Below are 22733 nucleotides of genomic sequence, written 5' to 3'. Positions count from 1 at the left end.
AGCACAAACCTGTGCTTTTCAATTACGGGCTAAGGCTTTTATTGCAGTTTCCGTGCCAACATCAACAGCGAGCTATCACTTGAGAAATTTAAAATAACCACATGAATTTAAAGGTGATTTTTAAAAATTAATTAGCGGAATAATCAATACGGCGAACAAGCTGTTGCCTGAGCAACAACGCCACCATCAAAGGTGTTGTTCAGGCAACTTTAGGGTGGCCAAATATCAGCGGCAAGTTCAAGCGCAGCTACAGCGACTTGCGTGCCACCACATAGGCATAATCACCCTGACCTATGCGATAGCTGTCTGCCACCTGTGCAAAGGCACCAGAAGCGATATCCTGCTGCAGGTGTTGCAAGCCGCTGGCAAGCTCTTTACTGCTGCATAGCTCACTGAAACAAGAGATATTGGCGCGCACCTCGGGGTCCAGGTATTGTTCTGGCCGCGCTTTGCCTGAATACAGAAACAGGTCTGTCAGGCGATTGTTCACACAAAATGGCACGATGCGCTCGATCTCAAAACCGGCAGACTGCAACGCAGCCGTGACCCGGGCTTCGGTCGGCATCTGCTCTATGGCGCGCTTCATCATCTGCGGAAAGTAATGGCACAGCCAGTAGCCGCGCATCTGCTTGGGAAAAGCGGTAAACAACGCAAAGCGCCCCTGCCGCATGACGCGATAGGCTTCCCTGAAAGATGTATGCAGATCGGCAAAGTGGTGGATAGACAGCGTGCACAGCGCGCCATCAAAAAAACCATTCTTGTAAGGCAGCGCATTCGCCGTGCCAAGTTGCCAGTGCACCCTCGAGTCCCCCCTGGTATCCTGAGCATGTGTATGCCAGGGGCGTTGCACCCTGGCCTGCCGTAGCATGGTCTCCGAGAGATCCACGCCATGCCAGGTGCCTGCCAGCGCGGCCAGCGCCAGTGTGTAATTGCCGCTGCCGCAGGCCAGGTCCAGGTAATTGCCTTCTGTTTGCACCGCCAGCAACTCCGCCAGTGTGGCGGTGATAGCCGCATCCGCACAACGCGTGCGGCTGTAGCTAGTGCCTATCCTGTCATAAAGCGGCTGCATGCTTCTTTCTGTAGTTGTTGATCGCATTTTTTAAAGCACCAGCCTGCGCTCTCGCCGCCTGGGCAAAGTCTGTGGCCGCGCTGGCATACAAAATACTCCTGGAGGCACTGATGATGAGCCCGCTACCCTGTGCCGTCTGACCGGCCTGCACGATACTGCCTACATCCCCGCCCTGCGCCCCGGCGCCTGGCACCAGAAAAGGCATATCACCCACTATGCTTCGTACCCTGGCCACCTGCTGCGGCCAGGTGGCGCCCATCACCAGCAGGCAGTTGTGATTAAAATTCCACTCTTCAGCCACCAGTCGCGCAATATACTCATACACAGGCTCGCTATTGTGGCCGGATCGCTGCAGCTGGACCTCCTGCAATTGCGCCGCCCCGGTATTGGAGGTCTTGCACAGAATGATCACGCCCTTGTCCTGATAGTCGAGGAAAGGCTGCACTGAATCAAAGCCCATATAGGGGTTCACTGTGACGGCATCCACCTGGTAACGGACAAATGCCTCTTTGGCATACTGTGTCGCCGTGCTACCGATATCACCGCGTTTGGCATCCAGAATGACCGGGATATGCGGATAACTGGACTTGATATAGGCGATGGTTTGCTCCAGTTGCCGTTCAGCGCCCAGCGCAGAAAAATAAGCGACCTGCGGCTTGTACGCACAAACCAGATCGTGCGTGGCGTCGATGATAGCCCGGTTAAAACTGAAGATGTTGCCATTTCCTGACGCCAGTGACGGTGGAAAGCGCTCCAGGTCAGGGTCCAGGCCGATACAAAGCAAAGAATCGCTGCTTTGCCAGGCCGCCTGCAGTTGCTGGATAAAACGCATGGACACTGCCCTCCCTGCCTCAGGCTCTCTTGAAATAAAGTGGAAAGAAAGGGATGACAGCCACCCAGAGCCGGTCGCCTTCAGGGCTAAGGTAAAAGCCGATAAAGGCCGCGCGCCACGAGAATTCTATGCATTTAAATTTCATAGGGTCCCTTTATCAAGATAACCATGCCTGCCTGCGCTGGAATGACGGATCTCGATCACCGCCAGCACATCCTTTAAAGCAGTGAGCCTGGTGATGCCCTCAGCAGCCTCGCAGTTGAATGCCAGCGGATAAAGGCCGGCATTGCATGCGCCCTGGATATCTGCGACCGGGTCATCGCCAATAAAAATAGTTTCAGCGGCCGTCACACCCAGTTGCGTGAGTGCTGAATCAAATATCTCGCGTTGCGGTTTACGAAACCCTAGCTGCTCCGAGATCACAATCGCATAAACAAATGCATCAAAACCCAGTGCGGTGATGACTGAACGTTGCAGCTCAGTGCGACCATTGCTCACGATGCCAACGGCTATGCGGCGTGCTTTTAAGCGTGCGAGAACATCATGGGCATCTGCCATAGGCACTGCAAAGCCCGGATAAAGGCCCAGGTATTCTTGCACCAAGGTTTCAACTGCAGGGTTGCCCTTCAACTCGAATTCTTTGCTGAGCTGGCGATAGACTTCGGTTTTCCAAACCTTGCCTTTGCCATCCAGTGCGATGAAACGACTGACAAAGCTGTCCAGTAGATCAGGGTCGCGGCCTAGACGCCTAAACTGATCGCTGGCAAATGCTAGCAGGCCTGCAGCTCTATCATGCAGCGTCCCGTCAAGGTCAAACAGCACTGCCTGCCTGTGTGGACGCGATCGCATGCTCAGCGCCCGCTCACACCCGGGCTGAATGCTTAGTCAGCAAAACTGAAACTGCCTTCTGCCACAAACTGCTCTATCGCTTTCCTCGGCGTGGGTTGCTCGCGTTCGTGAAAGTCCTCCGGCAGCACTGATTTATCCGCCTGTTTGCCGACGGCGATCAGGATCTCGACCTGGTAGCCTTCTGGCACGCCTAATGCTGCGGGGGCGGCGTCACGGTTAAAGCCACCAATGGCACGCGTGCGCCAGCCGGATTGATAGGCCTGAAAAGCCAGACTGGCCCAGGCAGCACCTGCATCCAGGGAATGGTTTTTTAATGGGGATGGCGCTGTGTCGCCCTGGCGTACATGAGTCTTCTTGGAGACCAGTGCGATCAGTACCGCGGCGCGGTTGACCCAGCGCTGGTTGTTCTCATTGAGCAATGCGAACAGGGTATCCCAATGCGCTGAGCCATTTTTGGCGTAAATAAAGCGCCATGGCTGCGAGTTGTTGGCAGAAGGCGCCCATCTTGCTGCCTCAAACAGGCTGCGCAAGGTGGTGTCATCTATGGCTTCGCCGGTATAGGCGCGTGGTGACCAGCGGTCTATAAAAATGGGTTCTATGGTGTGTTGTGCATTTCTGCTGCTAGCTTGTGTCATTTCATTCTCCTGATGATTAATGAGGGGTTTGCCTATGCTGGCCGCCGGTGTCTTCCGGCTGGCCTGTGGTATTCAGGGCATTGCGCTGATTGCTCCAGCCGCCACCTATGGCCCTGATCAGGGCAACGCTGGCTTGCAGTTGCCTGCCGTGGATGGCGATCAGGTTGCGCTGGTTGTTGAGGGTGTTGGTCTGCCAGGTGATGACGTTGAGGTAATCCAGCGTGCCGGCTTTGTAGCGGTTGGTGGATTCCTGCAGCGCGTCACTGGATGCCTTGATCGCAGCCTGCTGGAACCCGGCCTGTTCGGATAGCAGGCTGATGGCGGCCAGCTGGTCTTCAACTTCCTGGAAGGCGGTCAGCACGGTTTGCCGGTATTGGGCCACCGTGGCGTCGTAACCGGCAATGGCGGCCTCGGTTTGTGCCTTGCGCAAGCCGCCATCAAACACATTGAGGGCGATCAGTGGCCCTATGGACCAGATGCGGCTGGGTGTGGAGATCAGGTTGCTGAAGGCGTTACTCTGGTAGCCGGCACCGGCGGTCAGGTTCAATGAGGGGAAATAGGCGGTTTTGGCGATGCCTATCTCGGCGTTGGCTGAAGCGACACGCCGTTCGGCAGCAGAAATATCCGGCCGCCTTTCCAGCAAGGCAGCGGGCAGGCTGACCGGCACTGCAGGTGGCGTCAGTTGCGTCTGCATGTTAAAAGGGCTGGCGGCGATGGCAAGCTCAGCTGGCGCTTTGCCTAGCAACAAGGCGATCGCATGTTCGCTCTGCGCACGTTGCAGCCGGGTCTCAGCCGCCACGACCAGGGTGTTTTTGTGCAGCGCATCAGCCTGGTTGACGTCGGTTTTAGTCGCCACTCCGGCACGGTAGCGGTTGAGGGTGACCTGTTTGGAACGGTCCAGCGCCTTGAGGGTGTCATCCAGCAACAGCAGTTGCGTATCCAGCACTCTTAACTGGAAGTACTCCTGCACCAGGCTGGCGATCAGCGATAGTTTGCTGACTTCGATATCGGCTTTGCTAGCCTGCAACAGCGCGTCGCCGGATTCTATCTGTTTGCGGATGCGGCCCCAGATATCCGGCTCCCACGAGGCATTCAGGCTCAGGTTATATGTTTCAATGATAGGGTCAGCGCCTATCCTGACGGCGTTGGTACTGCGTTTGGCGCGTGTGGCAGAGCCATTGGCAGTCACCGTTGGCCACAATGCCGAACGGTTGACCGACGAGGCAGCGGAAGCGCGGCGGAAATTGGCTTCAGCCAGTACCAGCGTCTGATTGGCGGCGATCGCTTGCGTGACCAGGCTGTTCAGTTGCGTATCATGGTAACTCTCCCACCAGGCAGTGCGTAGCTGCTCATCGCCAGGCTGGCTGGCTTTCCAGCCATTGACTGTATCGGCCTGCTTGAAGGCTGGCGGAATGGCGACGGCAGGCTTTTCATATTCCGGCCACAGCGAGCATGCGCCTAGCAGTAAAAAAGGGAACAACGCTATACGTTGTAGTGAATGATGCATATCAAGCCTGTTTTAAATGCGAATAAGGGTTGAGGTTGAAACGACGGATAAAGTAATGCCGCATGCGGTCTAGCGCCAGGTATACGGTAGGCGTGGTATATAGCGTCAGCAACTGGCTGAACACCAGCCCGCCGACCACAGAGATACCCAGGGGCTGGCGTATCTCGGCACCATCGCCAGAACCCAGGGCCAGTGGCAAGGCGCCCAGCATCGCGGCCAGCGTGGTCATCAGGATAGGACGGAAGCGTAACAGGCAGGCCTGCCGGATAGACTCATAGGGCGAAAAGCCGGATTCGCGCTCCAGTTGCAAGGCGCAATCTATCATCATGATGGCGTTCTTCATCACGATGCCGGTGAGCAGGATGACGCCTATCAGCGCGATGATAGAGAACTCGGTATCGCACACCATCAGTGCCAGCAAAGCGCCTATGCCTGCCGAAGGCAAGGTGGAAAGTATGGTGAGCGGATGGATAAAGCTCTCATACAAAATACCGAGCACGATATACACCGTCAGCAAACCGGCCAGGATCAGCCAGGGCTGGCTATCCAGCGAGGCCTTGAACATTTTGGCCGCGCCCGAGAAAGTGCCATTGACATTATCAGGTGCGCCTATGCCCTGAAAAGCCTGTTCGATCGCGGCGGTGGCCTGCTCCAGTGCATAGCCTTCCCCCACATTGAAAGAAATAGTGGCTGCCACAAACTGCCCCTGGTGATTGACCGCCAGCGGCGCGCTTTTCAGGTGCCAGCGGCTGATGGCAGACAATGGCACACGTGTATTGTTAAGCCCGCTCAGGTAGATCTGGTCCAGCGCCTGCGGGCCTTTGGTGAATTCCGGCGCCAGCGTCAGCACCACGTAATACTGGTTGAGCGGTTCGTAAATGGTCGAGATCAGCCGCTGGCTGAAGGCATTATTCAAGGTCGCATCCAGCTGTGCTGCAGTGATACCCAATTGCGCAGCCGCCTGCCTGTCCACTTGCAGCTGCAGTTGCAAGCCCTGGGTCTGAAAATCGGTGTTGACATCAGTCAGCTCAGGCAGGCGATTCATCACCCCGCGCAACCTGGGGGTGATCTTTTCCAGTGTGGCGATATCATCCGCCAGCAAGGTGTACTGGAACTGCGCCCCGCCCTGTCTGGCACCTATGCTGAGTTCCTGTTGCGACATCACCATCAGCGACACGCCAGGCACTTTCATTAACTTGGGCCGCAACCTGGCCACCACGTCTGCCGCCGTCGCCTCACGTTCATCGGCAGGCCGCAAGCTGGCAAACATGGTGCCGGTGTTGGTCTGCCCGCCGCCAGCGCCGCCGGTATATTCATAATAGGTTTTGATATCCGGGTCCTGGCTGACGATAGTCATCAGTTTATCTATGCGCTTGCGTATCTCGGCAAAAGACAGGCTCTGGTCACCTTGAAAAGAGCCTTGCAGGCGGCCGGTATCCTGTTGCGGGAAAAAACCTTTGGGGATGATGCGGTACAGGTGCACATTGAGTGCTATCACGCCCAGCAACAGTATCAGCATCAGCCAGCCATGGCGCAACGTCCAGCCCAGTGTGCGTCTATAGGCTCTGAAAGGCAGGTCGGCCAGGCGGGCAAACCAGCCCGGGGTGGCTTTGCTGCTTTGCGGCGGATGTGCTTTCAGGAACCTGGCGCACAGCATAGGCGTGGTGGTCAGTGACACTGCCAGCGAGATCAGCACCGCGACAGACAAAGTCACGGCAAACTCGCGGAACAGGCGTCCGAGTATGCCATCCATAAACAGCAAGGGCACAAACACCGCCACCAGTGACAGGCTCATAGCCAGTACGGTGAAGCCGACCTCACGCATGCCACGCGTAGCGGCTTCCAGCGGTGTTTCACCTTTTTCCAGGTGTTGTATGGTGTTTTCCACCACCACGATCGCGTCATCCACCACAAAGCTGGCAGAGATGATCAGCGCCATCAGCGAAAGGTTATTCAGGCTGTAACCCAGCAGGTAGATCACTGCCAGCGTACCCAGCAATGACACCGGGATGGCAATGGTAGGGATCAGTGTCGCGCGGCCGTTGCGCAAAAAAACAAAGGTCACCAGGATCACCAGGGCGATAGAGATATACAAGGTGTGCTGCACCTCGGTGATGGATTTCCTGACCGTGGTGCTTCTATCTATGATCACATCGAGGTCGATCGCACTCGGGATCAGCGTTTTCAGCTTAGGCAGCATGCCATGGATGGCATCCACCGTTTCAATCACATTGGCACCCGGCTGGCTGAGCACCACCAGCATGACGGTGGATTTGCCATTGGCGGAGCCTGCATTGCGCACTTCCTGCACTGAGTCTTTCACTGTCGCCACTTCGGATAAACGGATAGGCGACTGGCCTCTATAGGCGACGATCAGCTGCTGGTAATCCACCGCACGTTTGGCCTGGTCGTTGACTTCTATCTGCCAGACACGCGTTTGCGACTGGATCTGGCCTTTGGGCCGGTTCTGGTTGGCGGCGGCTATCGCCGTACGTAACTGTTCCAGGCTGACACCATACTGGTTCAAGGCGTTGGGGTTGACTTCTACCCGCACCGAACGCAAGGCGCTGCCATTGATGCTGACCTGCCCCACACCTTTGACCTGGGAGATCTTCTGGCCCAGGATAGAGAAAGCATAGTCATACAACTGCTCTTTGGTATGCGTAGGCGAAGTCAGCGAGATCGCCAGGATAGGCGCCGCAGAGGCGTTGATACGCCGGTAGCTGGGGTTGGAGGGGATATTGCGCGGCAACAAGGCACGCGCGGCATTAATGGCTGCCTGCACATCTCTGGCAGCACCATCGATATCACGGTCCAGCTCGAATTGCAGATTGATACGCGTGGCACCCTGGGTGTTGGTCGAGGTCATTTCCTCTATGCCGGCGATGCGGCCGAAAGCGCGTTCCAGCGGGGTGGCCACGGTCGCGGCCATGGTTTCCGGGCTGGCCCCGGGCAAGTTGGCCGAAACGTTGATAGTCGGGTAATCCACCTGCGGCAAGGCGGCGCGTGGCAAGGCATTAAAAGCCAGCACACCGGGCAAGGCGATCGCCAGGGTCAGCAACGAGGTTGCTACCGGCCGCCGGATAAATACATTGAGCAGACTCATGACTTTTCCAGCTGCGTGGCGCCTGCAGCTGCAGGCGCAGGCTGTTCGCGTTTAAATCGGCGCGCCAGGCGGTCAAAACTCAGGTAGATCACCGGCGTGGTATACAGCGTCAATACCTGGCTGAACAGCAAACCACCGACCATGACTATGCCCAGCGGTTGGCGCAGTTCAGAGCCGGTGCCGTGGCTGAACATCAGCGGCAAGGCACTCAGCAATGCGGCAAAGGTGGTCATCAGGATGGGCCTGAAGCGTAACAGCGCCGCCTGGTAGATCGCCTGTGGCGCCTGGCTGTGATGCCGGCGCTCGGCATCCAGCGCAAAATCTATCATCATGATGGCGTTCTTCTGCACTATGCCTATCAGCAGCACGATGCCGATAATGGCGATAATAGACAGTGCATGGCCGCTGATATACAGCGCCAGCAAAGCGCCCACGCTGGCAGAAGGCAAGGTGGAAAGTATGGTGAGCGGGTGCACATAACTCTCATACAGCACGCCCAGAACGATATACATGGTGATGATGGCCGCAATGACCAGCAGCAACTCGTTATCCAGCGCCGCCCTGAAAGCCAGTGCCGCGCCCTGAAAACCGATCTGCACGCTGGAAGGCAGCCCCAGCCTGGCGGTGGCTGATTCGATCGCGGTCACCGCCTCACCCAGGGAAACGCCGCTGGCGACGTTGAAGTAGACCACAGCCGCCGGAAACTGGTCTTGCCGGTGCACGACCAGGCTGCCCGAACGCTCGCTGAGACTGGCGATCACCGATAGCGGGATAGATTCGCCAGCGGCATTGGTCACATACAGCTGTTCCAGCGCACGCACGCCGGCATCCGCATCGCTGCTGGCCTCAAGCACCACCCGGTACTGGTTGGTCTGGGTGAAGATGGTGGAAATAAAGCGCTGGCCAAAAGCGCTGTACAACACGTCATCGATCGCCGCCATGCTGATGCCCAGCCGGCTGGCTGCATCCCTGTCCACTTGCACATAGGCTTTCAGGCCGGCGCTCTTGTCACTGCTGGAGACATCGCTGAGCGCCGGTGATTTTTCCAGTGCCTCTACCAGCCTGGGGATACTTTGCTGCAGGATATCCGCATCCAGGCTGACTGCGGTCAGCTGGTAGCTGGTGGGGCCGGTACGGGTCTCCACTGTCAGATCCTGCACCGGCTGCATGCTGATACTGAAGCCCTGATCATCAGGCACCTGTTGCTGTATGCGCGCTATGATCTGCGGCACGCGTGCTTTACGTTGCGCTATCGGTTTGAGTGCGATCAGCAGGCGGCTTTGATTCAGCGTCTTGTTGACGCCATCCACGCCCACCACCGAAGAGACATTCGCCACATCCGGGTCTTGCATGATGCTGTCTACCATGGCGTGGTGTTTTTCAGACACCTGCCGGAACGACCAGCTTTGCGGCGCTTCTATCACCGCCTGTATCAGCCCGTTATCCTGTGCCGGAAAAAACCCTTTCGGGATGCTCCATACCAGCAGAAAAGTCAGCACCACCGTGGCCAGTGTGGCCGCCAGCGCCAGCGGCTGGTGCGCCAGCACCCAGCGTAATGAACGGCCATAGGCCTGGTTGAGCGCATTAAAACGTTGTTCTATCGCATGCTGCCAGCCTTTGTTGCGCTGAGGGTCCAGCGGCTTTAACAAGCGGGCGCTCAGCATAGGGGTCAGCGTCAGTGATACTATGCCCGAGATCAGGATAGCGATCGCCAGCGTGCTGGCGAATTCTCTGAACAGCCGTCCGACTACATCCTGCATGAACAGCAGCGGGATGAGTACGGCGATCAGTGAAAACGTCAGCGAGATAATGGTAAAGCCTATCTCACGCGAGCCTTGCAGCGCCGCCTGCATTGGGCTGGCGCCCTCTTCGATATGGCGCGAGATGTTTTCTATCATCACGATCGCATCATCCACCACAAAGCCGGTGGCGATGGTCAGCGCCATCAGGGTCAGGTTATTGACGCTGAATCCGGCAAAATACATCACCGTGAAGGTACCCAGCAGCGACAAGGGCACGGCCAGGCTGGGGATCAGCGTGCCGGACAGCGTACGCAGGAACAGGAAGATCACCATGATCACCAGCCCTATCGCCAGCATCAGCTCAAACTGCACATCATGGATGGCACTGCGGATACTGGTGGTGCGGTCCGAGATCACCTCTATCTGGATATCGGAAGCGATGCCGGCTTTCAGATCCGGCAGCAGCGACTGTACCCTGTCGACCACATCGATGACATTGGCACCAGGCTGGCGCTGTATGCTGAGCAGTATCACCGGCCGCTGATTGACCCAGGCCCCCAGATAAGGGTTCTCGACATCGTCAGTCACCTCGGCCACATCACTCAGACGCACCGGTGTGCCGTTGCGGATAGCAATGATCTGCGTACGGTATTCACTGGCCTTTTTCAGCTGGCTGTTGGCGTCCAGCGCGATAGACAGAAAAGTACCATCGATATTGCCTTTGGCCTGGTTGGAGTTGGAGGCAGCAATGGCCAGGCGCAGGGCTTCAAAGCTGATGCCATAGGCAGCCAGCGCCTGCGGATAGGCGCGCACACGTACTGCCGGGCGGTTGCCACCACTGACACTGACCAGCCCTACCCCGCTGACCTGCGAGATCTTTTGTACCAGGCGGGTCTCCACCAGGTCCTGCATATCCGGCAATGCCAAGGTCTCATCACTGACCGCGAGCGTCAGCACCGCGGCATCGGCCGGGTTGACTTTATTAAACACCGGCGGCGCCGGCAGATCGGCAGGCAGGTAATTGTCGGCGGCATTGATAGAGGCCTGCACATACTGCTCGGCCTCATCCAGGCTCAGATGCAGAGCGAACTGCAAGGTGATCACCGAAGCACCGGCCGAGCTCGAAGAAAACATCTGGCTGAGGCCGGTCATGGAGCCGAACTGGCGTTCCAGCGGCGCGGTGACCGCCGTCGCCATCACATCCGGGCTGGCGCCGGGATACATGGTGACCACCTGTATGGTCGGGTAATCGACTTGCGGCAACGCCGATTGCGGCAGCAAGCGATAGGCCATCAGCCCGGACAGCAGGATGGCGAGCATGAACAGCAGGGTCGCTACCGGGCGCTCAATAAATATTCGTGAGGGATTCATGATTTATCCCGGTTTACGAATGCGGTGCTCTGGACTCACCGCTTTTGGAGTGCTTGCCTTGGTCTTTGCCTGCACCGTGGTCCTTGCCAGCACCTTTGTCCTTGCCTGCACCGGTAACCACCACTTTGGCACCATCACGCAATTTATCCAGGCCGCTGACCACCACGCGGTCACCGACATTCACGCCTTGCAACACCGCCACGCTGTCGCCATCGGCAGGGCCGGTGGTGACTGGCTGTATATGCAATTTGTCCTGCGCATCCACCAAATAGACAAAATGCCCCTGGCTGCCATGCTGGATCGCCACTTGCGGCAATACATTCACCTGTTGCAGCGTATTCAGCAATATCTTGATATTGACGAACTGGTTAGGAAACAAGGCGCTATCAGCGTTAGCGAACTGCGCTTTCAGTTTGATGGTGCCGGTGGCCGGGTCTATCTGGTTATCCAGCGTCAGCAGTTTGCCTTCTGCCAGCAGGCGGGTATTGCCTTTATCCAGCGCCTGCACCGGCAGGCCATGGGCCGCACGCTGGTCCAGCAGGCGGCTGATCTCCTGCGCCATGTTCTCCGGCAAGGTGAAGGTCACCGCGATAGGCGATATCTGGTTGATCACCGCCACCGTATCTGCCGTGGTGATATTGTTGCCGGCGTCTATCTGCCTGAGGCCTATCCTGCCGCTGACGGGCGCAATGACCCTGGTATAGGCGACCTGCAACTGCGCATTTTCCACCGCACCGCTATCCGAGAGCACCGTGCCTTTATATTGCTGCACCAGTGAAGCCTGCGCATCCACCTGCTGGCCGGCGATAGAATCCTGTTTCAGCAGCGTCTGGTAGCGGTCCAGGTCGGCGACCGCATTCGCCAGCAAGGCCTTGTCCCTGATATGCTGGCCCTGGATCTGCGACAACTGGGCTTCAAACGGTCTGGCGTCTATCCTGGCCAGCACATCCCCGGCCTTGACCAGCTGCCCTTCCCTGAAGTTGATCGCAGTGAGCTGGCCGTTGACCCGGCTTTTCACCGCCACGGTGGCAAAAGAGGTCACTGTGCCCAGTGCCTGGTGATAGACATGGATGATGCCGGGTCTGACCTGTTCCACAGCCACGAATAAAGGTTTGCCGCCTTTTTTGCCGGGGCCTTTATCGCCAGCGTTTTTATCATTAGGATTTTTATCTCCTGCCCCTTTATCCGGGCCAGCCTCAGCTGACGCCGCCTCGCTTTTTTGTGCATCGCTGCTGCGTAACTCGCTCCAGCCTTTGCCTACCCCGGCAAATAGAAGCACCCCAGCCAGAGCTATGAATATTTTTTTCTGCAATCGCATCTGCATCACACTTATTTAGATTTAAGATTTTTTTTATCAGCCTGGCTGTCCCACCAGTAGGTCAGTGCCCATTCCTGTGCGCCGTAGTATTTGGGCAGCACCTGCGGGCGTTGCAGCCTGTGGTGGTAAATCAGGTAATGCTTGGTCAGGTAGCGCCAGGGCGTCACATAATGGCCGTGTACCAGTACCCGGTCCAGCGCATGTGCTGCCAGTTCCAGTTCCTGCTGGCTGTCGGCATTCAATAACTTCTGTATCAGCGCATCTATCACCGGCGACTTGGTGCCTATGAAATTCTCCGAACCAGGTTTATCGGCGTCCTTGCTATTGAAGCTGCGCCACAACTCGGCACCCGGCATACGGCCTTCGCGCAGGGCGATGGTGGTGTAGTCGTAATCAAAAGTCTTCAACTGGCTACGCGCCGTGGCCGCATCTGAAACGCGCTTGACCACTTTGATGCCCAGCTTGCTCATATTCAGGTAGATAGGGTCCATATACGGGTTCTGGCCGCGGGCGGTGGTCACCTCGATGACAAAAGGTTCACCCTTGGCATTGCGCAATACGCCATCGCGGTTGTGCCAGCCGGCTTGTGCAAAGAGCTCCAGCGCCTTGGTCAGGCTGTTGCGTATGCTGCCGGGCGGCTTGGTATTCGGCTGTTCAAACATGGGGCCGAACACTTCAGGCGGTAACTGCTGGCGATAGGGTTCGAGGATCGCCAGCTCTTCCGGGCCAGGCAGGTCTTTGGCCGCCAGCGGGCTATAGGCAAAAAAGCTGTTGACGCGGGTGAACTCGTTATCAAAGATCTTCTGGTTCATGAACTCAAAATCCATGACGTAGTTGAGCGCCAGGCGCACGCGCGGGTCCTGAAACTTTTCGCGGCGCAGGTTGACTATCCAGCCGTTCATGGCGACCGGGTTCTGGTGCGGCACCAGCTCCTTGACCAGCTCGCCTTCGTCAAAGCGCTTGCCTATGTACTGGCAGCACCAGTAGCGCATCTTGTTTTCACTGAGAAAATCGAAATCGCCGGCGCGCAAGGCCGCCACCATGGTGTCGGTATCTTTGTAGATGCGGTAAACCACGCGTTCAAAGTTGTAACTGCCTACGCGTGAGGGGACTTGCGCGCCCCAGTAGTGCGGGTTTCTGCGGTAAGTGACTGCCTGGCCGCTGACCGCACGGTCTATCACATAAGGGCCGGAAGTCACCGGCACTTCCAGGCCTATCTTGTTAAACGGCACACGTGTGCCATCTGGCTTTAAGCCCCATTTGGGCGAAAACACCGGCAGGCTGCCGGCCACAAATGACAGGTCACGGCCTTTGCGCTTGAATTCAAAATGCACGGTTTGCGCGTCTATCACCGTCAGCGATTTTATCTCGGAGAAATAGGCTTTAAAGCGCGGATTGCCCTCTTTACTGGTCAGCGTATCGAATGAGTATTTAACCTCTTTGGCCGTGACCGGGTCACCGTTGGAGAACCTGGCCGACGGGTTGATATGAAACGTCACCGCGCTGAAGTCCGGCGCCAGTTTGATATCATCTGCCAGCAAGCCGTACTGGGTGTTGATCTCATCCAGGCTGTATACCGTCAGCGTTTCAAACATCTGCTCTATCAGGCCGGGCGCCGGTTTGCCCTTGAGGCTGAAAGGGTTGAATTTATCAAAGCCGCTGTTCTGGCTGATAATGGCGAACCTGATCTGGCCGCCTTTGGGCGCGGCCGGGTTCACATACTCAAAATGGGTGAAATCGGCCGGGTATTTAGGCTCGCCGAACTGGGCCACCGCATGTGCCGCCAGCGCACTCTGCCCCGGCCATAATATGCCGGACACAAAAGACAAAATGATCAACAGCAACCATGAGTAAGCTGGTCGGGTGGCGGCGGGTTTATTTTTATAACGATCAGTCATGTGAGTTCACTAGAGAGAAGCTTGTACCAGGGCTTGGGTATAAGGGTGGTTGGGTTGCTGTATCACTTGTTCGGTATCGCCGGACTCGATGATCTCGCCGTCTTTCAGCACATAGACGCGATGTGCCAGCGCCTGGATCACGGTCAGGTCATGGCTGATCAGCAGATAACTGAGGCCGAATTTTTTCTGCAGCGACACCAGCAGTTCCAGCACCTGTTTCTGGATAGACACATCCAGCGCCGATGTAGGCTCATCCAGGATCACCACCTTGGGTGACAGCACAAAGGCCCGCGCAATGGCGATGCGTTGCCGCTGGCCTCCAGAAAACTCATGCGGGTAAGAATCCAGCACATTGGCGCTCAAACCGACTTCAGACAATATCTGCACGATGCGCTCATAGCGTTGTTCTTCAGTCAGCTCCGGGAAGTGCAGCTCCAGCCCCTCACCGACGATCTGGCGCACGGTCTGCCGTGGCGAAAGCGAGCCGAACGGGTCCTGGAACACCACCTGCAGCCTGGCCCGCAGCTCGCGTTGCAGCCGTTTGCTCAGGCTGTAGACCGGCGCGCCCTCTACCTCTATGGCGCCGGATTTCACCTTGATCAGGTTGAGCGCCGCTTGCGCCAGGGTCGATTTGCCCGAGCCTGATTCGCCCACGATGCCTACCGTCTCACCTTCACGCAGTACGACATCCGCGCCATGCAGCGCTGTGAATGCGTGCGATTCGAATAATCCGCGCCAGCCTTTTCTTGGCAGCGGATACTCCACCCGCAACTGCTTGGCTTCGAGCAGGGTTTTGGCATCGCTGGCCACCGGCAACACATTGCGTACCGGGATGCTGTTGATCAGTTTGATGGTGTAAGGGTGCTGCGGTTGCTCAAACAGGGTCTGCGTATCGGCGGTCTCTACCAGTTTGCCGCGTTCCATCACCGCTACACGGTGGGCAAATTTGCGCACCAGGTTGAGGTCGTGCGTGATCAGCAGGATAGCCATGCCCTGCGCGCCTTCTTTACGCACTTCTTCTTCCTGGATATCGATCAGCAATTTGACGATGCGCGCGCGTATGGTCAGGTCCAGCGCCGTGGTCGGTTCATCGGCGATCAGCAGCTTGGGTTTGCACGACAGGGCCATGGCGATCATGGCGCGCTGGCGCTGGCCGCCAGATAACTGGTGCGGGTAGCTATTGATATTCTTTTCCGGCTGGCGTATGCCGGTGCGTGTCAGCAGTTCCAGCGTTTTTGCCCTGGCATCGGTGCGTGATAATGCCTGATGTGCCACCAGGGTCTCTATGATCTGCTCGCCTATGGTGAACAGCGGATTCAGCGCCGTCATCGGCTCCTGGAATATCATGGCGATATCGGCACCACGCACCCGCTGTATCTCCTGTGCGGATTTTTGCAGCAGGTCTTGCCCCTGAAAAATGATCTTGCCACTCAGTTTGGCTGCTTCTACCAATTTCAAAATTGATAAGGCAGTCACCGTTTTGCCTGAGCCGGATTCACCCACCAGCGCCAGCCGTTCACCGCTCTGTATGCTCAGGTTGAGCTGATCGACCACGGTTTTGGCCTCAAAGCTGGCCGAGAAATCTTCTATGGATAATAGTGGCTGCGTCATTACAGTGCCCCGCCTTGTCTGGCATCAGAGATCCTGGTATCCAGCGCATTGCGTAGCGCCTCCCCGGTGAAAGTCAGCAGCAGCAAGGTCAACACCAGCACGCTAAACGCTGACACGGCTATCCACCATGCATCGAGGTTCTCTTTGCCCTGCAACAGCAACTGCCCCAGGCTGGGTGCAGGGGCGGTCACGCCCAGGCCCAGAAAATCCAGGCTGGCGAGTGCCATGATGGCGGCACTCATGCGGAAAGGTAAAAAGGTGATCACCGGCGTCAGGCTGTTAGGCAGGATATGCCGCCAGATGATTTGAAAATTGGACAAGCCGAGCGCCCTGGCTGATTTCACATATTCCAGCTGGCGGTTACGCAAGAATTCGGCACGCACGTAGTCAGACAAAGTGATCCAGCCAAACAGCGCCAGCAGGCCGAATAACAGCAACAGGCTGTGATCAAAAATCGATGCAAAAATGATCAGCAGGTAAAGCTCGGGCATGGAACCCCAAATATCGATCAGCCGCTGGGTGATCAGATCGACCTTACCGGCAAAATAGCCCTGGATAGCCCCGAAAAAGATCCCCAGCACCACGCCTACCACGGTCAACCCCAGCGCAAACGTCACCGATACCCTGAAGCCATAGATCAGGCGCGCCAGGATGTCATAACCGGCGATATCGGTGCCCAGCACATTCTCGTCATCTGGCCGGCCTGGATAATGCTCGGCCTTGGAGAAATAATTCAGGGTATCGTAGTAATAAGGGTTAGGTGGATACAAGGCAAAATTGCCGGATTTAGCCAGCTGCGCCTTGATGAACGGGTCATGGTAATCGGCCTTGATAGGCAGATTGCCGCCAAACACCGACTCCGGGTAATCGCTGAGCAAAGGGAAATACCATTGCTGCTCGTAACGCACTAGCAACGGTTTGTCGTTGGAGATCACCTCCCCCGCCAGGCTGACCAGGTACAGCACTACAAACACGACCAGGCTCCAGTAACCCAGGCGGTTGCGCTTAAAGCGCTGCCAGTTACGGCGGGCAGGAGAAAGATGGGGAATGACTTGACTCACTTTTATGACTCCTGGGCATCAAACTTGATTCGGGGGTCTACCAGCACATAGGCAAAATCGCCCAGCAACTTGATCAGCAAACCGATCAGGGTAAACAGGTACAGCGTGCCCAGCACCACCGGGTAATCACGGCTGTTGATAGATTCGTAGGAAAGCAGGCCCAGGCCATCAAGCGAGAACAGGGTCTCTATCAGCAGGCTGCCGGTAAAGAACGCGGTGATGAATGTGGCGGGAAAGCCGGTGATCAACGGCAGCAAGGCATTCCTGAACACATGCTTCCACAGCACTTGCCGTTCGGATAAACCTTTGGCACGCGCGGTGAGCACATATTGGCGGCGGATCTCTTCGAGAAAAGTATTCTTGGTGAGCAGGGTCTTAAAGGCGAAAGTACTCACCACCGAAGCAGTCACTGGCAAGGTGATATGCCATAAATAATCGGTGATCTTGCCCAGGGTGCTCAACTCGGCCCAGTTATCCGAAGTCAGGCCACGTAGCGGGAACACATCCCAGAACGAGCCACCGCCAAACAGCACGATCAGCAGCACCCCCAGCACAAAACCGGGAATGGCATAGCCTATCAACACCACCAGGCTGGTGAAAAAATCGAAACTGGTTCCTGCCCGCACTGCCTTGGCCACACCCAGCGGCACGGCGATCAGGTAAGTCAGGGTAAAAGTCCAGAAACCTAGCGCGATAGAAACACCCAGTTTGTCCTTGATTAGCTCCAGCACGCTCTGGTTACGGAAATAGCTGTCGCCCAGATCGAACTGCGCATACCGGGTGATCATCTGCCAGTAACGTTCCAGTACCGGCTTGTCAAAACCGTACAACTCAGTGAGCTGTTCCACCTGTTGCGTGTCTATACCCTGCCTGCCGCTGTAGCTCCAGCCGCCCGAGCCGGAAGAACCATCCGTGCCTGAGCGGCTATCCTGCGAATCCAGCTGCGCAATGGCACTGTCTACCGGGCCACCGGGCACAAACTGCGTCACCAGGAAAGTTAAGGTCATCACCCCGACCAAAGTAGGGATCATGATCAGCAGTCGCTTTAATAAGTAATGCCACATATTGTTGTATTTTTCAGGTTGTTGGATGCCGGCATGCCGCTACACTAGGGTCGACCGCCTGGCGTAATACTGCAGATTCCGTACCAACTGTTTAAATGCGCGGTTTTTTTAAGAAATATATTAATTAAGTCATTAATATCAATGACTTAATAAAATCACCACATGATTTACTTAAACAAAAAAAGTGGGAGGTCTGATGCGGGAACAACAGCGACCACTGACTGCTGTTGCAGGAAGGACATTTGAACAAACATTCAGCCGTGACCGGGCCGGATGCGATTATCGCGATGAAGCTACTATTTATCTGGTCTGGATACTGGCCTGCGCCAGTATGACGAGCATATGATGCCGTTATATTTCACTAATGCTACAGCGAGGTGGTGTTGACTTTGGGGTCCCCATCTGTCGCGCCGAGTAGCGCAGTCAAAATAAGGAGGAAGGGAGCGACTGTTTGAGCTCCGCGGTGGCCTGCGTTGTGTGCAGGCCGCTAGGGCGAGTTTCGTGACCGCTTATGCCTAAGTCCGGCAAAGCAACGGACGAAAGTCCTAAGTTGAGCAACGCAGCAAACAAGCGGCGGCTGGGGTGTCTTTTCCTTTGGTTCCTTTCCTTTGGACAAGCAAAGGAAAGGGACTCGCCTAGAGGCGAAAAGCAACACCACAATCAGCAGCTGTGCATTTGAGCAACACACAACCACGTATTCCGTGACCCTTTATTGCGCTACCCCAAACCATATTCTGCGTATCAACCCATCTTTTTGCACAAACTGGTGCCAGGCAAAGGCAGCAACATGCAGACCCAACAACCCCGCCAGCACATAAGCCGTCACCCCATGCCAACCCATAATGGCATGCGCCAGCTCTTTATCCACCGCAAACAATGGATCCCAATGAAAAACAAACAGGTTAAAGCCATGATTAAATGAGCTGGCCAGCAAGCCTACCCCAGGCACGACCAGTATCAGGGCGTAGATAAAAATATGCGCATAATGCGCCAACCGTACTTGCAATGGCGAGCCGGGTACATGTTCGGGCACAGCAGAGCTGAGCCGCCAGTAGATGCGGAACAGTACCAGTGCGAACACGATCAGGCCAAACGACTTGTGCGTGTTGTAGATCAGTTTACGCAATGGCGTCTTGGGCAGATCAGGCATAAAGTAGCCCATGATCAGTAAGCCGATAATTAAGATCGCCAACCCCCAATGCAACAGGATGGCGGTGTTGTTATAACGTTGCGGGCTTGCAGTCGACATGGGTTTATCCTTTATAGAATTATTTTTTGTATTTCAGACATGGATGTGAACACCTGAACCGCCCCGGCGGCAGTCAGTGCCTGTTCAGAAGTATTGTGTTAATGTCATCACCGGCTATTTGGATTGGCTGGGCGTTTCAACCCCAGATTATCCCTATAGGTGCCCTGCTGGTACTCCTTGCGGAAGATACCCCGGCGTTGCAATTCGGGCACGACCAGGCGGGTAAAGTCTTCAAACCCTTGCGGCAGCAATGGCGGCACGACGTTGAAACCGTCAGCGCCCTTTTCGACAAACCATTGTTCTATCAGGTCAGCCACGGTTTTTACTGAACCTATGGCTTGCAGATGCCCGCGCGCCACGCGGAATTTAAGGACTAACTGTCGTATGGTCAGGTTCTCCCGGCGCGCCAGTTCCAGTTGCTGCAAAAAGCGGCCTTTACCGTTCTCGGACGGCTGGTACGGCAGATCTGGCAGTGGTTCATCCAGTGGATACTGGCTTAAATCATAACCACCGAATTCGATATGGCTGAAATCGACAGCCGACTGCAGTTCGCCGAATTTGTCCTGCGCCTCCTGGTCAGACTCACCGACCACCACAGACAGCCCGGGCGAGATCTTCAATTGATCGGGGTCGCGGCCATATTTCGCCATACGGCCTTTAACGTCGGCATAGTATTCCTGCGCCACCTTGAGTGAGGTGGCTGAGCAATAGGTCATTTCTGCGTGCTGGGCGGCAAATTCGCGGCCAGTATCCGAGTTGCCTGCCTGCACGAATACCGGGTAGCCCTGGATAGGCCGCGGGAAATCCAGCAGGCCTTCAGACTTATAATAAACGCCCTGTTTGTTCACCGGGTGTGCACTTTCCGGCTGAAAATAAGTGCCAGTCTGCTGGTCAGGCGTATCAAACGCATCATCATCCCAGCTATCCCACAACGCTTTGGTCAGGTCGAGAAACTCTGCTGCCCTGGCGTAACGCTCATCATGCCCGCGCGCGGCTGCTATGCCGAAGTTAGCGGCAGTCGCTTCATTAAACGAAGAAACGATATTCCAGCCTGCGCGGCCGCCGCTGATATGGTCCAGTGAAGTGAATTCACGCGCGATGTTATAAGGGTCAGAAAAGTTGATATTGACAGTGCCGACCAGGCCTATGTGTCGCGTATGCGTGGCAATCGCCGAAAGCAGGGTCAAAGGCTCAAACTGGTAACTGAGGCCACTGCGGCCGGTCTGTTTATCCACTGCCGCCGAGCGCCCGATAAAATCGGCCAGGAAAAAGGTATGAAATTTAGCGTCTTCGGCCAGCTTGGCGGCGCGCAGCCACCAGGCAAGGTTTGGTCTGCCATCATCCCTGGAGCTGGGGTGACGCCATCCGGCGGGGTGGTGTCCAAACCGTTGAAAAAAGACATTTAAGATAAGTTGGCGCGGAGTACTGGCCATGGTTGTTCCTGATCTGATTGAAATGAAACTGCTGCCTGGGGCAGCTTGTTATTCTGATAAATCCGTTCTATTAAATAACACTAGTGTGACGACGTTGCCTGGTCGGCTTCGTCGTGGAAAGCTATCTGTCAACTTTAGCAATTTAGCTTCATGACTGTTTGTTCAGTATTGCGACGCTGCTTTTCGCCTGTAGGCGAGTTACTTTTCTTTGCTTGCACAAAGAAAATGTAACCAAAAGAAATGCACCCTAGCTTCCGCTTGTTTCCTGCGTTGCTCGTCAAAATAAGCGGTCGCGAAACTCGCCCTAGCGGCCTGCACAGAACGCAGGCCACCGCGGAGCTCAGACAGTCGCTCCCTTTTTCCTTATTTTGACTCCGCTACTCGGCGCGTCAGATAGGGGCCCGAAGTCAACACCACTACGCTTTGGCATGTGTGAAAATACATCCAACTGACCCGTCATACAGGCACAAGCAAATTCAAATGCTGCTGGTTAACAGACCTCCTCCTTGATGATTGTCTTTTAACCTACATCACTAACACACGAATCGCGGAGAAATACCAGGCGTCAGCTGCAAGACCAGTTGACGCACTAAGACGCAACTTTCAACTTGGTTTTGCTTACCGTATTCGGGTTTTGCGGCCGGTTTAAACCCAGATTCTCTCTGTAGGTCTTGCCTTCGTATTCTTTGCGGAATATGCCGCGGCGTTGCAGTTCGGGCACGACCAGGCGGGTAAAGTCTTCCAGGCCTTTGATCGAGTATGGTGGCACCACGTTAAAGCCGTCGGCGCCTTTTTCAACAAACCATTGTTCTATGGTGTCGGCCACTGATTTAGCGGAACCTATCGCTTGTAAATGACCACGGGCGACGCGGAATTTAAGCACTAACTGACGTATGGTCAGGTTTTCGCGCCTGGCCAGTTCGAGTTGTTGCTGGAAACGGCCACGGCCATTTTCGCCGGGGTCATAATCCAGGTCTGGTAATGGGCCGTCCAGCGGGTATTTGCTCAGGTCCTTGCCGCCGAATTCCAGTTCGGAGAAATCGACCAGCGCCTGCAGTTCACCATATTTGTCCTGGGCTTCCTGATCGGTCTCGGCGACCACCACATTGAGGCCAGGGGTGATCTTGAGCTGGTCTTCATCACGACCATATTTCGCCATGCGCGATTTCACGTCGGCATAATAGGCTTTGGCGACGTCTAGTGAGGTGGCCGAGCTATAGGTCATTTCCGCTTCGCGCGCGGCGAATTCACGCCCGGTCTCGGAGTTTCCGGCCTGCACGAACACTGGATAGCCCTGGATAGGTCTGGGGAAGTCGAGCAGGCCTTCTGATTTGAAGTACTCACCCTTGAAATCGACAGGATGGCCGGAGGCCGGGTCGTAAAACTGGCCGCTATGGCGGTCAGGGTGATCAAAGGCGTCATCATCCCAGCTATCCCACAGTGCCTTGGTCAGCTGTATGAATTCACTGGCACGCTCATAGCGCTCTTCATGCGTGATAGGCGCTTCAATGCCAAAGTTCTTGGCTGTCACCGGGTTGAGTGATGACACCACGTTCCAGCCGGCACGGCCGCCGCTCAGATGGTCTAGCGAGGTGAACTGGCGTGCGACATTGTAAGGATCGGAAAAATTGGTGTTTACGGTTGCCACCAGGCCTATGTCCTTGGTTTGTGCGGCAATGGCTGACAGCAATGTGAACGGTTCAAAATGAAAGTTGTTCGGATTTTTGACCGATTGTTTATCGATCACGCCTGAACGGCCGATAAAGTCAGCCACAAAAAAAGTATCAAACTTGGCTGCTTCGGCGATCTTGGCCGCGCGTATCCACCATTGCAGATCCGGGCGTCCGTTCTCTGTCCAGGTCGGGTGTAACCAGCCCGCCGGGTGATGCCCGTAACGTAACAAAAATACATTAAGGGCTAATTGTCTTTTTTTGCTCTGACTCATTATCAACACTTTCAATAAAAAGTCGGGTGCAAGAAAAACTTGC

General features: G+C 55.8%; 15 protein-coding genes. All 15 read right to left on the bottom strand.

The genetic code is table 11. From position 1 onward, the window contains the following. Window positions 1–247: 247 nt before the first annotated feature. Complete coding sequence (locus ACT6RZ_RS08475; RefSeq protein WP_444701688.1) at window positions 248–1069, bottom strand: class I SAM-dependent methyltransferase; 822 nt, start codon at window positions 1067–1069, stop codon at window positions 248–250. Continuing rightward, window positions 1053–1901, bottom strand: a complete 849-nt coding sequence (gene pyrF, locus ACT6RZ_RS08470) for an orotidine-5'-phosphate decarboxylase (RefSeq protein ID WP_444701687.1) — start codon at window positions 1899–1901, stop codon at window positions 1053–1055. Before pyrF ends, ACT6RZ_RS08475 begins: the two co-directional genes overlap by 17 nt. Window positions 1902–2042: 141 nt before the next feature. Further along, complete coding sequence (locus tag ACT6RZ_RS08465; protein ID WP_444701686.1) at window positions 2043–2750, bottom strand: HAD family hydrolase; 708 nt, start codon at window positions 2748–2750, stop codon at window positions 2043–2045. A gap of 32 nt (window positions 2751–2782) precedes the next feature. Further along, the gene (locus ACT6RZ_RS08460; protein ID WP_444701685.1) at window positions 2783–3385 is read right to left on the bottom strand and encodes a nitroreductase family protein; all 603 of its coding nucleotides are present in this window, start codon (window positions 3383–3385) and stop codon (window positions 2783–2785) included. Between the two features lie 16 nt (window positions 3386–3401). Then, complete coding sequence (locus ACT6RZ_RS08455; protein WP_444701684.1) at window positions 3402–4892, bottom strand: efflux transporter outer membrane subunit; 1491 nt, start codon at window positions 4890–4892, stop codon at window positions 3402–3404. A gap of 1 nt (window position 4893) precedes the next feature. After that, window positions 4894–7998 carry an efflux RND transporter permease subunit gene (locus tag ACT6RZ_RS08450; protein ID WP_444701683.1) on the bottom strand — a complete coding sequence of 1035 codons (3105 nt, stop codon included), beginning with the start codon at window positions 7996–7998 and terminating at the stop codon, window positions 4894–4896. Further along, a complete protein-coding gene (locus tag ACT6RZ_RS08445; protein WP_444701682.1) occupies window positions 7995–11111 on the bottom strand; it encodes an efflux RND transporter permease subunit in 3117 nt (1038 codons plus the stop codon). The genes ACT6RZ_RS08450 and ACT6RZ_RS08445 overlap by 4 nt, the downstream gene beginning before the upstream one ends. Window positions 11112–11124: 13 nt before the next feature. Next, window positions 11125–12429 (bottom strand): efflux RND transporter periplasmic adaptor subunit, encoded by a 1305-nt coding sequence (locus tag ACT6RZ_RS08440; protein WP_444701681.1) that lies wholly within the window; start codon window positions 12427–12429, stop codon window positions 11125–11127. Window positions 12430–12440: 11 nt separating this feature from the next. Then, a complete protein-coding gene (locus tag ACT6RZ_RS08435) occupies window positions 12441–14327 on the bottom strand; it encodes an extracellular solute-binding protein (protein ID WP_444701680.1) in 1887 nt (628 codons plus the stop codon). Between the two features lie 9 nt (window positions 14328–14336). Continuing rightward, window positions 14337–15938: an ABC transporter ATP-binding protein gene (locus ACT6RZ_RS08430; RefSeq protein WP_444701679.1), complete on the bottom strand. Its 1602-nt coding sequence runs from the start codon at window positions 15936–15938 to the stop codon at window positions 14337–14339. Continuing rightward, a complete protein-coding gene (locus tag ACT6RZ_RS08425; RefSeq protein WP_444701678.1) occupies window positions 15938–16999 on the bottom strand; it encodes an ABC transporter permease in 1062 nt (353 codons plus the stop codon). Before ACT6RZ_RS08425 ends, ACT6RZ_RS08430 begins: the two co-directional genes overlap by 1 nt. Before the next feature lie 2 nt (window positions 17000–17001). Then, window positions 17002–18063, bottom strand: coding sequence for a microcin C ABC transporter permease YejB (locus ACT6RZ_RS08420; protein ID WP_444701677.1), 1062 nt, complete (start codon window positions 18061–18063; stop codon window positions 17002–17004). A 709-nt stretch (window positions 18064–18772) separates the two neighbouring features. Then, window positions 18773–19312 carry a cytochrome b gene (locus ACT6RZ_RS08415; protein ID WP_444701676.1) on the bottom strand — a complete coding sequence of 180 codons (540 nt, stop codon included), beginning with the start codon at window positions 19310–19312 and terminating at the stop codon, window positions 18773–18775. Between the two features lie 107 nt (window positions 19313–19419). Next, the gene (locus ACT6RZ_RS08410) at window positions 19420–20745 is read right to left on the bottom strand and encodes an LLM class flavin-dependent oxidoreductase (protein ID WP_444701675.1); all 1326 of its coding nucleotides are present in this window, start codon (window positions 20743–20745) and stop codon (window positions 19420–19422) included. A gap of 589 nt (window positions 20746–21334) precedes the next feature. After that, complete coding sequence (locus ACT6RZ_RS08405; protein ID WP_444701674.1) at window positions 21335–22690, bottom strand: LLM class flavin-dependent oxidoreductase; 1356 nt, start codon at window positions 22688–22690, stop codon at window positions 21335–21337. Window positions 22691–22733: the final 43 nt, after the last annotated feature.

It is taken from the genome of Methylophilus sp. (assembly GCF_052437885.1).
In the GTDB taxonomy this organism is placed as follows: Bacteria; Pseudomonadota; Gammaproteobacteria; order Burkholderiales; family Methylophilaceae; genus Methylophilus.
This window is presented reverse-complemented; position numbering and strand designations above follow the sequence as displayed.

Bases quoted from the DNA above. Each gene is read 5' to 3' on its own strand.
- ACT6RZ_RS08465 (WP_444701686.1), bottom strand. From the start codon at position 2,750: ATGCGATCGCGTCCACACAGGCAGGCAGTGCTGTTTGACCTTGACGGG.
- ACT6RZ_RS08460 (WP_444701685.1), bottom strand. From the start codon at position 3,385: ATGACACAAGCTAGCAGCAGAAATGCACAACACACCATAGAACCCATT.
- ACT6RZ_RS08455 (WP_444701684.1), bottom strand. From the start codon at position 4,892: ATGCATCATTCACTACAACGTATAGCGTTGTTCCCTTTTTTACTGCTA.
- ACT6RZ_RS08450 (WP_444701683.1), bottom strand. From the start codon at position 7,998: ATGAGTCTGCTCAATGTATTTATCCGGCGGCCGGTAGCAACCTCGTTG.
- ACT6RZ_RS08435 (WP_444701680.1), bottom strand. From the start codon at position 14,327: ATGACTGATCGTTATAAAAATAAACCCGCCGCCACCCGACCAGCTTAC.
- pyrF (WP_444701687.1), bottom strand. From the start codon at position 1,901: ATGCGTTTTATCCAGCAACTGCAGGCGGCCTGGCAAAGCAGCGATTCT.
- ACT6RZ_RS08410 (WP_444701675.1), bottom strand. From the start codon at position 20,745: ATGGCCAGTACTCCGCGCCAACTTATCTTAAATGTCTTTTTTCAACGG.
- ACT6RZ_RS08420 (WP_444701677.1), bottom strand. From the start codon at position 18,063: ATGTGGCATTACTTATTAAAGCGACTGCTGATCATGATCCCTACTTTG.
- ACT6RZ_RS08415 (WP_444701676.1), bottom strand. From the start codon at position 19,312: ATGTCGACTGCAAGCCCGCAACGTTATAACAACACCGCCATCCTGTTG.
- ACT6RZ_RS08445 (WP_444701682.1), bottom strand. From the start codon at position 11,111: ATGAATCCCTCACGAATATTTATTGAGCGCCCGGTAGCGACCCTGCTG.
- ACT6RZ_RS08430 (WP_444701679.1), bottom strand. From the start codon at position 15,938: ATGACGCAGCCACTATTATCCATAGAAGATTTCTCGGCCAGCTTTGAG.
- ACT6RZ_RS08405 (WP_444701674.1), bottom strand. From the start codon at position 22,690: ATGAGTCAGAGCAAAAAAAGACAATTAGCCCTTAATGTATTTTTGTTA.
- ACT6RZ_RS08440 (WP_444701681.1), bottom strand. From the start codon at position 12,429: ATGCGATTGCAGAAAAAAATATTCATAGCTCTGGCTGGGGTGCTTCTA.
- ACT6RZ_RS08475 (WP_444701688.1), bottom strand. From the start codon at position 1,069: ATGCAGCCGCTTTATGACAGGATAGGCACTAGCTACAGCCGCACGCGT.